Raw genomic sequence first — 14,068 nt, forward strand, 5'->3', positions numbered from 1 at the left:
TGCGATTAATCGTTTTCGCCGACGCTCGTGTCTAGAAGTTGGGCTGAAATATCGTAGTTATCCAGGTCGAACCCGTCTTGATGGATCTCTTTGAACAGAAGGTTTTGCAGAATTTCGGTTCCGCCAGATAATTCAATTTGGGACGTTTTCCGCCACTCTTTGGTCTCTACGTCTGCTGATTCGTAGCGGACAATAACTTCGATTGTTCCGCTGTGTCGGTCGAGGAATCCGTTTTCGATTGTGACCTGAACGTCAATCGTTCCTGTTGGCTGGAGGCTAAATGCGGTGTTAGTAACAAGAAACTCGGGTTCTTCGTCATTGACACAGCCGGCAAGCAGGAGGCTCCCGACCCCGCTAAGGGAAACCAGATACTGTCGGCGTGAGGGTTTTTTCATTTACAGAGAACTGAGGAGTCTCTGGACTTGTACGTTCTGACTTACGCTACGGATTCAGTTGTTGGCTAATGGATTTATTACGCAAGTACGAACTCGATGCGGTCGACATCTTCGCCCTTGGAGGTCCGGTTGATGATATCGATGTGGCCGACATCACCGAGGCTATCGACGTGTGTGCCGCCACAGGGACACATATCAAACGCCTCGATTTCAACCACACGAAGCGGGTCAACCGAGTCGGGAATCAGGTTGAGTAGTGCACGTCCCTCATCGACTTCCCGTTCAACCTCCTCGCGTGGGCGGTTCGCCTTCGTGACACCGTAATCTTGGTCAATAGCCTCGTTGGACAGACGTTCAATCCGGTCGATATCCTCGGTATCGAACTCGGCGGGCTCGAAGTCAATTCGTGAACGGTCCGGCTGAATCTGATTGCCGGCCGTTGTAGCGTCGTATTCGTCGAGGACGATGCGAGAGAGAACATGTTGAGCCGTATGCATCCGGCGGAGGTTTTCTCTCCGCTTGGCATCGATCTCTCCCTCAACGGACGTTCCTTTGGCCGGTAGGTCTCCCGAAAAAGAGTCAATATAATGGCGCACATCGCCGTGGTTTTTCCGGGCGTCAGTAATACTGGCTTGCCCACCGTCCCAAGAGAGTGTGCCGTGGTCCGGTGGTTGGCCACCACCCTCGGGATAGAAATACGTCGAATCGAGAATGATATACTCTTCTGTTGCCTCAGTCACCGTCGCCGTGAATTCAGTCGTACCATCGTCGGCAGGCAAGTACAGTAACTCAGTCATGTACAGACATTGAACGTACTGCCTAAAGAATCGGTCGGAGAAATCAGTAGGATACATTACACTGCGCCGAGAGGGAGAGATATGGCAGAGATACTATTCATCGTCGGCGTCCTCGTGGCAGTCTTTGTCGGGTACAACATCGGTGGTTCCTCGACAGGTGTTGCCTTCGGGCCGGCTGTCGGTAGTCGCATCGTTCGCAAAGTGACTGCCGGTGTGTTGTTTACGCTTTTTGCTTTTATCGGTGCGTGGACCGTTGGGCGCAACGTCATCGACACGATGAGCAGCGAGATTGTTGCTGCATCGGCCTTTTCTCTTGAGGCGAGCGTTGGCGTCCTGTTTTTTACTGGACTCTCGCTATTGATATCAAATCTCTATGGAGTCCCAGCGTCGACCTCAATGACAGCAGTCGGTGCAATCGTCGGACTGGGGTTGGCAACGGGAACACTCGACGCCGCACTGATGTTTACTATCCTCTCAGCATGGATTGTTGCCCCACTGATTGCAATCGTTATTGGAGCAGTTATCGGCCGGTATTTGTACCCATCCCTTGACGCACGGTTTGCGTTCGGTCGGCTTCAGGAGCCATTACTCAATCTCAACACCGATGGAGCGATTCCACGACCGGGGCTCAACGAGAACGCGTCTCGCAGAGATATTGTTGGGTCAACGCTCGTGTTGCTGATTGCTTGCTATATGGGGTTCAGTGCAGGAGCCTCAAACGCGGCGAACGCGGTCGCCCCATTGGTTGGAAACGAGGCTGTCGATGCTGGCCCAGCTATTCTCTTGGCGGTCGGGTCAATCAGCCTCGGCGGCTTGACGATTGCGCGGCGGACGCTCGACACCGTCGGCAATGATATCACTGACTTGCCGATACTTGCGGCACTTATCGTTTCGACGACTGGTGCGACGATTATAACTGTGCTTTCGTGGTTCGGGATTCCAGCAAGTCTCGCAGTGAGTACGACCAGTTGTATTATTGGCTTGGGCTGGGGACGAGCGAGTCGTGCACGAACGCTTGCGGAGATAGCTGCCCCGCGGGCAACGAATCATGAACCGACCACTGTGAAGACGGGAGCGCTGGCGGCCGGGCCAGACACAGAGTCTCCCGAGACAACAGCAAGTCCGACAGTCGGTGACCTCGCCAAAGGCAAGGTTCCTGAGCCCGAACGACAGGTTCCCGACGGCGGTGTGGCGTCGATTGGCGACGAGGACCCCGCAGAACTGTCCGCCGAAAGCCTGTTCGACTCGGGCGCTACTGTTCGAATCGTTGTACTGTGGGTTCTCACACCAACACTCTCGGTTGTTGGAGCATTTGTTCTGTTCTCGATTATCGGATAGGCCCAATCATCGCATACTGTCGTTTTGAAATTATACGCCAGCCTGAGCTCTACCACCCACTACGGCGAAACGACAAGTCGAATCATTTTAAAGGATGTCCCAGTTACGTAGGGACACTAATGGCCATCAAACCTGCATATGTAAAGAAAACGGGTCGCATCCTCATGGAGCGATACCCGGACGCGTTCGGACCTGACTTCGAGCACAACAAAGAAGCCGTCAACGAACTTACCGACATTGAGTCGAAAGGCGTCCGCAACCGTATCGCGGGCTACGTCACACGGAAGCAAGACACCCAGCAGCCTGCATAACGCTGTTCTCTACGAACGCTTGCCTGCAGTCGACACAGTTGGACCACAGACAGAAGCAGAGCGATTCGTCTTTTCGGATTTTCTGTTAGCTCAAGGCAAAACCGAACGTACCCGGTTATCTATCAAGCTGTCGCTGTGACTGGAACTGCTCGCCGACAAACTGCTTTTGTTCGCTGACTAGCTTGAATGCACGCATGAGGGCTGTCCGCGTGATGTGATCGCACAACTGGCCTGCTTATCGACGACAGGAAGACGCCCAACATCAACAGTATCCAGTTGTTCGAAGGTATCTATCACGTCGACGGACAGTCGACCGTTTCAAGCGCGTCGACCGAAGTCATCGCGTCTGCAACCGATTTGTGAGGAATATCTACAGACTGTTATCTTCAAGCGTTACGATACTGACGAACGTCCCGCCGTCGAAGACTGGGTATCCAATCTGTCTATCTTCGAGCATGGCATCGAGAGCTGTAGCGAGTGGTTTCGTTCTTTGGTTGTCTCTAACTCAGTGACAGACGTCATCACTGCTTCAACAGACAGTCGGGAGACAGCAGAGCGCAGTTGTCTGTAGTTGAGCAGACGTTTGACGGCTGGTTAAAACTTATGTCGAATGGATGGCGGACAGTGTATGTGGTAAGCGGACCGGTTAAGTTTGTGTGGGCTAAGAGCCATATATGAGTGAGGCAACTGACCTTGAGGAGTTACGGCGCGGGACCGACCTCGTGAAACGCGGCTTTGCTAAGATGCAAAAAGGGGGCGTCATCATGGATGTCGTCACCGAGGAGCAGGCCAAGATTGCCGAAGATGTCGGTGCTGTCGCCGTGATGGCGCTCGAAGCAGTGCCAGCAGATATCCGTAAACGCGGCGGCGTTGCCCGGATGGCAGACCCAGCCGATATCGAGGATATCATCGACTCCGTCTCGATTCCAGTGATGGGGAAGGCACGTATCGGGCACACTACCGAAGCCCAGATTCTCGAAGCTATTGGCGTCGACATGATTGACGAGTCGGAGGTTCTCACGCCGGCCGATGACAAATACCACATCGACAAGCGTGAGTTTACTTCACCGTACGTCTGTGGTGCACGGAACCTCGGCGAGGCGCTCCGTCGTATCAACGAGGGCGCAGCAATGATTCGGACCAAAGGCGAGGCTGGAACTGGAGATGTCAACCAAGCAGTCCACCACCAACGCAACATCAAAAGCGCCATTCGGAAGCTCAAAGGGATGAGCCACGAGGAGCGCGAACACTGGGCTCGCGAAAACGAAGCACCCGCAGAACTCGTCCACGACACCGCCGAGCGTGGCCGGTTGCCGGTCGTCAACTTCGCTGCCGGTGGTATTGCAACACCCGCCGACGCGGCACTGATGATGCATCACGGCTGTGATGGCATCTTCGTTGGGTCGGGCATCTTCGGAGCAGAGAATCCGCGAGCGATGGGACAGGCAATTGTCGAAGCAGTAAATAACTGGGACGACCCAGAGACGCTCTCTGGAATCGCCGCAAACGCTGGCCAAGGTATGAAAGGCGACGCGAACGCTGACCTCGACGAAGACGAGAAGTTACAGGACCGCGGCGTATAGAACGCCAGTTACTCGTTACTGTCGCCGACGACTTCGCTGTAGGCTGCAACACCAACAAGAGAGATAGCGCTGAACACAGCAGCGCCTGCTGCAGCAGGGCCGAAATTCAATCCGCTGTCTCCGCCACCACCGAGGCTCGTGAGTTCTGTTTCGACGTTATCTTCGCCGACGACTAACACACCCTTCATACCGAGTGCCTTGTGTGGAACACAGTAATATTGGTGCGCTCCCGCCTCGCCTTCTTCTGGTGTGAACTCGTAAGTAAAGCCCGCTTCACCAACAAGAGACGAATCAGATACCTCTTTACTGTCGATGGGGCCCTGCTCACCTACGACGTTGTGAGATCCGCCGGCCCCTGTCCACGTCCACACGATAGTCGTGCCGGGTTCGACATAGAGCGCAGGGGGGTCAAACTGTAGTCCTTGCGGGCCTGCCCCAACATCAACGACAATTTCGTCCATCCCGCTGGCATCGACAGTGGTACCATCCCACTCAGCATCGGAGAGGTACCCACCGTACGCGTCAGACTGTGCGCTTGCCGTCCCGGCACCCGCTACACCAAGTGTCGCTGCTGCGCCGACACCGGCTTTGAGTGCTTGCCGTCTCGTCACTGCTGGCGTTGACTCGCGTTCCTTCATATACCCCTATGTCGCAGTTTCCAACGTATAAATCCGATTGTTCTGTCCCGGTCAAACAGTGTAACTGTAGACCCAATAGGTCAGTACTCGCCTGTACGGTACTCTGTCAGCTCTGGATGAACACTAGCAAAGCACAGGTTACGACGTGGCCACGTTGTGGACGAAAAAATACCTATTTCGTATAACTAATCTGTGTACTGGGAATGTGTCAGCGGTCACTACGTATATTCTAACGCAGTGGTTCGGGCATCAATCAGCCGCGTCAGCTTCTAATTCGAGGAGCGCACAGACATCGCCATTGGCGTCAAAGCAGTCGGGGCATTGGGGTTCGCGGTCGATGATTGTGTCGAGGCGCTCCGCGACTGTTTCGTCGATAACCGCCTCCAGTTGCTGGGCTTCGACACGGAAGTCGTCCACATCGAGCACTTCGACAAGGAACCGCTCGATGATACAGTAGTTCTGGAGGGCATCTCTGGCGCGGACAATGCCATCATCGGTTAGGTCAACTCCCTTGTATTTTTCGTGGTCACACAACCCGTCATTTTCGAGTTTTCCAATCATTTCGTTGGCGCTTGCGGGACTTACGTCAAGCATGTCTGCGATTGCGCCTGTTGAGGCCGGGCCGTCCTCAATCTCCTGTACGAGATAGATGGCTTTTAGATACTGGTTTGCCGTGTTCATGCGTGCCTCCGTCGGTATCGGTCGGTCGGTCGATGCTTTCGTGTCCGGGTACACAGGGTTGTTTGGGTTTTCTGAGCGACAGTCCCACCAATCATGTCCGGCTCTCCATTAGCGTCGTGACCTCTTCGACGCCTTCTTCTTCCTCTTCACGAATAGCTGTAAGTTCCTCAAGCAGTACTGTTCTGTCGACGCTAAACTCGGCATCGGACGTATTGATGGAGTCGATGAGGTCATCATAGAATTTGTAGGCGGTTTCCTCGTTACAAAGCTGGTCATAGAGGACGCCATCGAAATCCTGGTCGCTCTCGTACTGCTGTTCGACTAGCATCTGTATCTGGTCGAACGGAATCGTCTCCGCGTCAAGCTTGTCAACAAGCGCTTCGATGCGCTCACGATGCTTAGCGGATTCATCGGCTGCCTCGGCCAACAACTCGTGGATTTCGTCGTCGAGGTCGTCAGCCTCGTCGGCATGTTTCTCGGCACGTGCCTCGACGACTTCCTCCAGAACAACACCAATCTGGAGCAATCGGGCGAGTTGGTGGTCCGAAGAGACCGGCGACTGAACGCTCATCGGCACCCCAGGGAACAAACCCCGAACTCAACTACTGCGCGGTTCATACAGGCAACTCGGGTATACATCCCCTTAAGCGGTTCCCTGTCAGGTTGGCGGGCTATTCTCGCCACAGGGCAGTCACTGTGCACGTCTCGTCGAGTTCAATTACCAAGGTATCGCCGTTGAGCGTGATGTTTGTTCTGACAGCGATTGGGTTCTCTGCAGTCTGTTCTATCTGTGTTCTGTCTGGTCTGACAAGCGCGTTCGAGCCAAAAAGTAGGCCACTAATACCGTCCCATGCTCTTTGTAGAAGGCGCGAGCGGACGGCATACTCGCAATGAGTATCTGCAACGGTGGTTCAAGGCCGTACCAACAGCGATTGCAGGATACAACCGTCTTGTACTCGAAAGGCGTTTCTTGTTCGTTGTTGGGCTTGATTTCGGCAGTGGTATCCCCCCAACAGCGCGGACAGAGGCCTTGTCTTGCAAGGTTGATACCGTGGGTGGTTCGTTTGGCGACGGCCTCTGCCAGTTCTTCGAGTGAACGACCACGGTAGGCCCCCGGGGGTGTAGGATACCCTAATATAACAGGGTCTTGTTCACATAACACGAAGAGTTGGTCTTGCTTATACCTGATTTAGAGTGGGTCACCACATTTGGGACAGTCCCAAGATGATTCAGCCGTCTCGTCGCCACTACCGTCTCCGTACGTCCCCGCGTACACGGCTGAGACGACTGCAAGCCCCGACGAGCGAATCGAATATTTGTCGTCAGCCTTCTCGATGAACCCCTCACTGAGCTTGTCTAAATGGTAATTGAACTGTCCGCTATCTTCGACACCAACACGCCTGCGGAGTTCGGAAAACGAGAGCCCGTCACTCTCGGTCTGAAACGCGTCAGCAAGTTCGAGCAGGATTGTTAAGCGTGTTTCATCGCCAAGAATCGAAAACGCATCTTCGGGAGCCCACAGATGTTCAGAGTCGGGCGTATCTGCCGGTTGCTCTGCCATACCGTTTACTCTGTACGAGAGCTGAAATATTTCAGGGATGCTCCGCTTACTCAGTCAACAGCCGACGGAGGACAAGGTGGAGCACACCGCCGTTCTCGACGTACTCGACAGCTGCGGGCGTTCCGACCTGTGCTGTGACGGGGAACTGAGTTGTTTCACCGGTTTCATCTTCTGCTCTGACCGTCAGTTCGTCGTTCGGTTCGAGGCCGTCCTCAAGCCCACGAATCTCGAAGACTTCGCTGCCATCAAGGCCGAGTGATTCCCAGGAGTCTCCGTGCTGGAACTGAAGGGGCAAAACACCCATTCCGATGAGGTTGTCGCGGTAGATTCGTTCGTAGCTTTCGGCGATTGTCGCCTGGATACCGAGTAGGTCAGTCCCTTTGGCAGCCCAGTCGCGACTCGACCCGGTTCCGAACTCGATGCCGGACATGGCGACAAGCGGCGTGTCTTCGTCCTGATAGCGCATGCTTGCGTCGTAGACTGTTGTCTCTTCGTCTGTCGGATGGTGGACCGTATAGCCACCTTCAACGTCGTCGAGCATCTGGTTCTCGATTCGGACGTTGGCGAATGTCCCCCGCATCATGACCTCGTGGTTGCCACGCCGTGCGCCGTAAGTGTTGAATTCGTAGGGTTCGACGCCACGCTCTTCGAGCCACTCACCGGCTGGCAGTTCCTCGTTGAACGGCCCAGCAGGACTAATGTGGTCTGTCGTTACGGTATCCCCAAGTGTCAACAGACAGCGTGCTCCGTCGATATCCTTAACGCCCGGCTCTTCAAGCGGGAAGTCCCTGAAAAACGGCGGCTCACGGATATAGGTTGACTCGTCGTCCCACTCGTAGACATCGCCGGTCGGCGCTTCAAGTGTGTCCCAACGGTCGTCGCCCTCGAAAGCGCTTGCGTACTTTGCCTCGAACATCTCGGGTGAGACGTTGTCGTGAATCGTCCGATGAATCTCGTCAGGGTCAGGCCAGATATCGTCAAGATAGACCGGGTCGCCCGCCTCGTTCGTCCCCAGTGGCTCTGTTTCGAGGTCAATATTCATCCGTCCAGCCAACCCGTAGGCGACGACCAGCGGTGGGCTGGCGAGGTAGTTCGCGCGAATCTTCGGGTGGATACGCGCCTCGAAGTTTCGATTGCCCGAGAGAACACTCGTCGTCCAGAGGTCGTGTTCTTCAATAGCGGCCTCAATTGGGTCAGGAAGTGGGCCAGAGTTTCCGATACAGGTCGTACAGCCGTACCCGACGACGTGGTAGCCAAGCGCTTCGAGGTCGTCGAGCAAGTCGGCCTGTTCGAGATACTCCGTGACTACTTTACTTCCGGGTGCAAGCGATGTCTTTACATAATCCGGTACTTCGAGGCCTTCCTCGGCGGCATTCCGGGCAAGCAACCCGGCAGCAACCATCACTGACGGGTTGGAGGTATTGGTACAGCTCGTAATCGCGCTGACGAGGACACTCCCGTGGCCAATTTCGGTCTCTGTCCCATCATCGAGTGTGACTGGAACTGTTTCGTTGAGTGTCTGCTGGTTGGTATCAGTGACGACGCCGCCGTCACTTTCGGCTGCACCCGAGTCGACGACCCCCTCTTCTTCGAGCAGTGTCGGGAAATGCTCGTCAAGGTCACCCATCGGAATCCGTGAATGCGGCTTCTTGTGGCCAGCAAGACTTGGCTCCACGTCGCCAAGGTCGAAGTTGACGGTCTCAGTGAACTCGGGGTCGTGTTCGCCAAACAGCCCTTGGGCTTCGAGATACTCCCGAACCAGTTCGATATGGTCGTCCTCACGACCAGTGAGCTCCAGATACTCAAGCGTTTTCTCGTCGGCAGGGAACATGCTGATAGTACAGCCGTGTTCGGGTGACATGTTCGCGATGGTCGCACGGTCGGCGACTGAAAGTTGCGAGACGCCGGGCCCATAGAACTCGACGAACTTGTCGACAACGCCCACCTGTCGGAGTGTCTCTGTGATATGGAGCACGAGGTCAGTAGCGGTCGCTCCCTCCGGTAGGTCGCCGGTGAGTTTGACGCCGACAACCTCTGGCAAAGTCATGGTAATTGGCTGGCCAAGCAGTGCGGCCTCCGCTTCGATACCGCCAACACCCCAGCCGACGACCCCGATGCCGTTGATCATCGGCGTGTGGCTGTCGGTACCGACAAGTGTGTCGGGCAGAAGCCACTGTTCGCCGTCTATCTGACGGCTGTGAACGACTCGGCCGAGATGTTCGAGGTTGACTTGATGGACGATGCCAGTCCCCGGGGGAACGACGTTGAAATCCTCGAAGGCTTGTTCTGCCCACTTGATTGCTTTATATCGCTCCTCGTTGCGCTCGTATTCCATCTCGACGTTTTTCTCGTAAGCGTCGTCGGAGCCAAAGTAATCGACTTGCACACTGTGGTCGATGACGAGGTCCGCAGGAATCTCTGGTTCTACAATATCAGGGTCTTCGCCAGCACGCAGGGCCGCCGAGCGCATCGCCGCGAGGTCGACCACTGCTGGCACACCTGTCAAGTCCTGCAAAACAATTCGTGACGGGTTGAAGGGCACTTCTACGTCCGGGACAGCAGGCTCCCACGACGCTGCGTTTCGAACGTCTTTGGCTGTAATACGCTCACCGTCGACGTTTCGTAGGACAGCTTCGAGGAGGATTCGGATACTCACCGGCAACGAATCGAGGTCACAGAGCCCCTGTTCCTCAAGAACCGTGAGGTCTGCTATCTTATACGATGTTCCGTCGACTGAGAGTTCTCGAACTGCATCGAAGGGGTCTACATCTGCCATGATTATCGATAGTACGAAATAGGGTCTTTAATCGGTTACCCATATATTCCTTATATGTATCGTAACACCTAGCAGTCCTCCCAACGTTACGCTATGACAAGATACCGAAACTGTGTACTGCCTTCCTCAAATACCCACTATAGAGCAGGACTGATAGGTCTCGAACGAGAGTGCGTATTCTCAACAGAGTGGACAGCAAAAATTGAGGGTGAGAGCCGACTACCGACTACCGAAGTTATGTTCGGAGTCGGTCTGCAATGAGCTCTTGTGTGTCTTCACGCAGTTCGTCAACCTCCACTTCGTCGAGCACCGGCACGAAGAAGCCTTCGACAAGCATGTTGATGGCATCTTCTTCGGCGATACTCCGTGAGGTCAGGTACAACAAGTCTTCTTGGTCGACCTGGCCAACAGTGGCAGAGTGGCTCGCTTCGGTGTCGTGGTTGTTGATAATGAGCTTCGGTGAAGCGTCGGCTTCGCTTTCATCCGAGAGCATTAGTGTATTCTCGCGCTGGTAGGAGTTGGTATCCCATGCGTCTTCACCGACGTCTTGGACACCCTCGTAGACAGACCGGGCGACATCATCGAGGACGCCACGGGTCACGAGGTCAGCAGTGGTGTGTTCGCCTTCGTGCCAGACACGGCTTGCGAGGTCGAGGTGCTGGTCTTCGTGACCGAAGAACGCGCCGACAATCTTGGACTCGCTGCTGTCGCCAATAAGCCGCGTCTCGACCGATGACTTGGTCATCCGGGTGCCGATGTTGCCCTCGATCCAGTTGAGGCTCCCGTACGTGTCGGCGTGGCCGCGTTTGACCTGATAGTTGTATGTCTCCTCGGAAAGGTTTTGAAGCGTTCCGAACTGGACGTGCGCGTTTTCGCCAGTGACTGCTTCGACAACGCCACTGTAGTAGCGTTGTCCGTCCATCTCCTCGCCTGTCGACTGCCGTTCTAGGATTGCCACGCTCGCGGAGTCTTCGGCGATGACAAGCGTGTAGTTGAACAGCGACCGGGAGTTCATTTCGGTCCGAATCGTCACGTCTTCAGCGGTGACGCCTTCAGGGACGTAGACGACCGTTCCGGCACTAAATAGTGCCGTCGAGAGTGCAGTCAGATAGTTCCGCTCTGTGTCGATAACACTGCCAAACCGCTGTTCAATGAGGTCACCGTGTTCGTCGAGTGCCTCTTCCCAGGAGAGTACGTCGACACCGTCGGCGTCAACGCGGTCTTTCTCCTGTGCCCAGTCAAGCGGGTCGACGAGCGTCTCGTAATCTAGCGAATCGAGATTCGTCCAGTCTCGACCGGGAGTTCGGATGACATCAGGCATCTCCAGGCCCTCAAGTGCCTCGAACGCTTCGAGGCGCGTTTCGAGAAGCCACTCTGGCTCGCCGAGGGACTCGCTGATTTCTGTTACCTGTTCTTCTGTCAGATTTGCGTGTACTTGCGTACTCATGGAAGTCACCTCGGGGTTATCCGAGCGAGCCCTCCATCTCGAGTTCAACGAGCCGGTTGAGTTCGACTGCGTACTCGATGGGAAGCTCCTCGGTAATCGGCTCGATGAAGCCGTTTACAATCATCTGCTTTGCGTCATCATCGTCGAGACCGCGCGACTGGAGGTAGAACACGTCCTCGTCACCAATTTTTCCGACGGTTGCCTCGTGGGCCACGTGGACGTTCGATTCCTGAATCTCCATGTACGGCATCGTATCCGATGTCGACTCGTTGTCGAACATCAGCGCGTCACACTCGACTGCCGTCGAAGAGTTCTCTGCGCCGTCTGCGATGTGGACAAGACCGCGGTAGTTGGTCCGGCCGCCGTCCTTGGCGACGGACTTGGACTCGATTGTTGACTGCGTGTTCGGCGCGTTGTGGTAGACTTTTGCGCCGGTATCGATATTCTGGCCTTCGCCAGCGAACGCAATCGTGATGTGGTTGTCCGTCGCACCGGGGCCTTTGAGGATGGTGCTCGGGTAGAGCATCGTCGCTTTCGAACCCATCGAACCTGAAACCCACTCCATCGTCCCGTCACTCTCGACGATGGCGCGTTTCGTGTTCAGGTTGTAAGTGTTGCGCGACCAGTTTTGGACCGTGGAGTACTGGACGTGAGCGTTATCGCCGACGAACACCTCGACACCACCGGAGTGAAGATTGAAGGCGGAGTATTTCGGCGCTGAACAGCCCTCAATGTAGTGAACTTCGGAGTTCTCTTCGGCGATGATGAGGGTGTGCTCGAACTGTCCCATTCCTTCACTGTTCATCCGGAAGTATGCCTGTACGGGCATCTCGACGGTCGTGTCTTCGGGAACGTAGACGAACGAACCGCCCGACCAGATAGCGCCGTGGAGTGCGGCGAACTTGTTGTCACTCGGGGGAACACAGGAAGTCATGAAGTGTTCACGGACGATTTCCGGGTGTTCTTGAACAGCCCGGTCCATGTCCATGAAGATGACGCCCTTATCTTCCCACTGCTCTTTCATGTTCTGGTAGACAATCTCGGACTCGTACTGCGCACCGACGCCGGAAAGTGCGTTTTTCTCGGCCTCGGGAATACCGAGCTTGTCGAACGTATCCTGAATCTCTTCGGGTAGGTCTTCCCAGTCATCGACGCCGCCACGGGTTTCGATGTCCGGGCGGATGTAGGGGACAATTTCGTCAATCTCGATTTCCGAGAGGTCGGGCTGGCCGGGCCAGTCCGTCGGCATTGGCATCTCCTTGAACAGGTTCAGCGCACGGAGGCGACGCTCTAGCATCCACTCGGGTTCATCTTTATCCTCAGAGATGACTCGGATGGTTTCCTCGGTCAGCCCCTTGTCGGACTTGAACGCCGACTTTTCTTCTTTCTTGAACTCGAATCGGGCTTCAGTGTCAGTTTCTTGGAGGTCTTCTGAACTCATAGTGTATCAGTAGTGTTTGGTATCGTATCGCGTTAGGCCGTCTCGTATACTTCTTCGCGAACCCAGTCGTAGCCGTCGTCTTCGAGTTTCTCGGCCAGTTCGGCACCGCCACTCTTTGCAATCTTACCGTCGAGCATTACGTGGACGTAATCGGGCTCGACGTAATCGAGGATGCGCTGATAGTGGGTGATCTGGAGGATACCAGTTCCCTGCTCGTCACGCAGCGCGTTGATGCCGTTGGAGACATCTTGGAGTCGGTCGATGTCCAGCCCGGAGTCGATTTCGTCAAGCACTGCAATTTCCGGCTCCAGAATCGCTGCCTGGAGAACCTCGTTTTGCTTTTTTTCGCCGCCCGAGAAGCCGGCGTTCAGGTAACGGCTGGCGAACTTTTCATCCATATCCAACTGTTCCATTTTCTCTTGGAGGATCTGTTGGAATTGGGCGACGCCGACTTCACCCTCGTCCTGTGGCCCCTCCATCGGGGAGGTCTCGTAGCCAGCATCGTCTTCGTCCTCAGCTTCAACTTCCTCGTCTTCATCCGTGAAGAGCTCCTCGCGCTCTTCGAGCTTGGCGTTGAGCGCCGTCCGGAGGAAATTCACCATTGTGATACCCTCGATTTCGGCAGGGTACTGGAAGCCAAGGAAGATACCCAGTGCCGCTCGCTCGTTCGGTTCAAGGTCGAGCAGGTCCCACTCCGCCAGGTCGGCAGGAACGTCTTCGTCGAACTCGCTCCCTTCGAGTTCGAGCGTCACGCTGCCACCAGTTACGTCGTAAGCAGGGTGACCGGCGATGACTTTCGCCAGCGTCGATTTCCCGCTTCCGTTGGGTCCCATCAGTGCGTGAATGTCGTTGCTCTTGACTTCGAGGTCGACACCGCGCAGAATCTGCTCTCCATCTTCCTCTGCTACTTGAGCCTGTAAGTTCTCGATTTTGAGTACTGCCATTGTTTTGATTAGGTCATCCGAAAAGATGGTCGTCACGGTGATAATGCTTTCGCATTTTCACCGCAATTTTTCCAGAACCGAAAATATGGTTTTTGATATGAAAATGAATTCAGTAGATGTGCGAGATATTGGGGGCTGTATTCGATGCGTTGTTTC

14 protein-coding genes are annotated in these 14,068 nt (G+C 55.1%); 3 read left to right on the top strand and 11 right to left on the bottom strand.

What is annotated here, in order from left to right; all coding sequences use genetic code 11:
• Positions 1 to 5: 5 nt before the first annotated feature.
• Positions 6 to 395 (bottom strand): hypothetical protein, encoded by a 390-nt coding sequence (locus N5098_RS13800; protein WP_267638455.1) that lies wholly within the window; start codon positions 393 to 395, stop codon positions 6 to 8.
• Between the two features lie 77 nt (positions 396 to 472).
• Positions 473 to 1,192 carry an alanyl-tRNA editing protein gene (locus N5098_RS13805; RefSeq protein WP_267638456.1) on the bottom strand — a complete coding sequence of 240 codons (720 nt, stop codon included), beginning with the start codon at positions 1,190 to 1,192 and terminating at the stop codon, positions 473 to 475.
• A gap of 81 nt (positions 1,193 to 1,273) precedes the next feature.
• Between N5098_RS13805 and N5098_RS13810 the strand changes: the two genes are divergently transcribed.
• From N5098_RS13810 to pdxS, 3 genes are all read left to right on the top strand, one after another.
• Positions 1,274 to 2,530, top strand: a complete 1,257-nt coding sequence (locus tag N5098_RS13810) for an inorganic phosphate transporter (RefSeq protein WP_267638457.1) — start codon at positions 1,274 to 1,276, stop codon at positions 2,528 to 2,530.
• 119 nt (positions 2,531 to 2,649) lie between these two features.
• On the top strand, positions 2,650 to 2,841 hold the full coding sequence (locus N5098_RS13815; protein WP_267638458.1) for a 30S ribosomal protein S17e: 192 nt from the start codon (positions 2,650 to 2,652) through the stop codon (positions 2,839 to 2,841).
• 674 nt (positions 2,842 to 3,515) lie between these two features.
• A complete protein-coding gene (gene pdxS, locus N5098_RS13820) occupies positions 3,516 to 4,424 on the top strand; it encodes a pyridoxal 5'-phosphate synthase lyase subunit PdxS (RefSeq protein WP_267638459.1) in 909 nt (302 codons plus the stop codon).
• An 8-nt stretch (positions 4,425 to 4,432) separates the two neighbouring features.
• On the opposite strand, the gene N5098_RS13825 is transcribed toward pdxS, so the two are convergent.
• From N5098_RS13825 to N5098_RS13865, 9 genes are all read right to left on the bottom strand, one after another.
• Complete coding sequence (locus N5098_RS13825; protein WP_267638460.1) at positions 4,433 to 5,062, bottom strand: halocyanin domain-containing protein; 630 nt, start codon at positions 5,060 to 5,062, stop codon at positions 4,433 to 4,435.
• 249 nt (positions 5,063 to 5,311) lie between these two features.
• Positions 5,312 to 5,743: a metal-dependent transcriptional regulator gene (locus N5098_RS13830; RefSeq protein WP_267638461.1), complete on the bottom strand. Its 432-nt coding sequence runs from the start codon at positions 5,741 to 5,743 to the stop codon at positions 5,312 to 5,314.
• 91 nt (positions 5,744 to 5,834) lie between these two features.
• The gene (locus tag N5098_RS13835) at positions 5,835 to 6,314 is read right to left on the bottom strand and encodes a ferritin-like domain-containing protein (protein ID WP_267638462.1); all 480 of its coding nucleotides are present in this window, start codon (positions 6,312 to 6,314) and stop codon (positions 5,835 to 5,837) included.
• A 213-nt stretch (positions 6,315 to 6,527) separates the two neighbouring features.
• Positions 6,528 to 6,905 (bottom strand): DUF7351 domain-containing protein, encoded by a 378-nt coding sequence (locus tag N5098_RS17715; RefSeq protein ID WP_438267332.1) that lies wholly within the window; start codon positions 6,903 to 6,905, stop codon positions 6,528 to 6,530.
• Between the two features lie 27 nt (positions 6,906 to 6,932).
• On the bottom strand, positions 6,933 to 7,304 hold the full coding sequence (locus tag N5098_RS13845; RefSeq protein WP_267638464.1) for a winged helix-turn-helix domain-containing protein: 372 nt from the start codon (positions 7,302 to 7,304) through the stop codon (positions 6,933 to 6,935).
• Between the two features lie 46 nt (positions 7,305 to 7,350).
• On the bottom strand, positions 7,351 to 10,080 hold the full coding sequence (acnA, locus tag N5098_RS13850) for an aconitate hydratase AcnA (RefSeq protein ID WP_267638465.1): 2,730 nt from the start codon (positions 10,078 to 10,080) through the stop codon (positions 7,351 to 7,353).
• A gap of 235 nt (positions 10,081 to 10,315) precedes the next feature.
• Positions 10,316 to 11,527 carry a Fe-S cluster assembly protein SufD gene (sufD, locus tag N5098_RS13855; protein WP_267638466.1) on the bottom strand — a complete coding sequence of 404 codons (1,212 nt, stop codon included), beginning with the start codon at positions 11,525 to 11,527 and terminating at the stop codon, positions 10,316 to 10,318.
• A gap of 16 nt (positions 11,528 to 11,543) precedes the next feature.
• Positions 11,544 to 12,968: a Fe-S cluster assembly protein SufB gene (gene sufB, locus N5098_RS13860; RefSeq protein ID WP_267638467.1), complete on the bottom strand. Its 1,425-nt coding sequence runs from the start codon at positions 12,966 to 12,968 to the stop codon at positions 11,544 to 11,546.
• A gap of 32 nt (positions 12,969 to 13,000) precedes the next feature.
• Complete coding sequence (locus N5098_RS13865; protein ID WP_267638468.1) at positions 13,001 to 13,912, bottom strand: ABC transporter ATP-binding protein; 912 nt, start codon at positions 13,910 to 13,912, stop codon at positions 13,001 to 13,003.
• Positions 13,913 to 14,068: the final 156 nt, after the last annotated feature.

The organism is Halovenus rubra, assembly GCF_026586665.1.
Lineage (GTDB): Archaea > Halobacteriota > Halobacteria > Halobacteriales > Haloarculaceae > Halovenus > Halovenus rubra.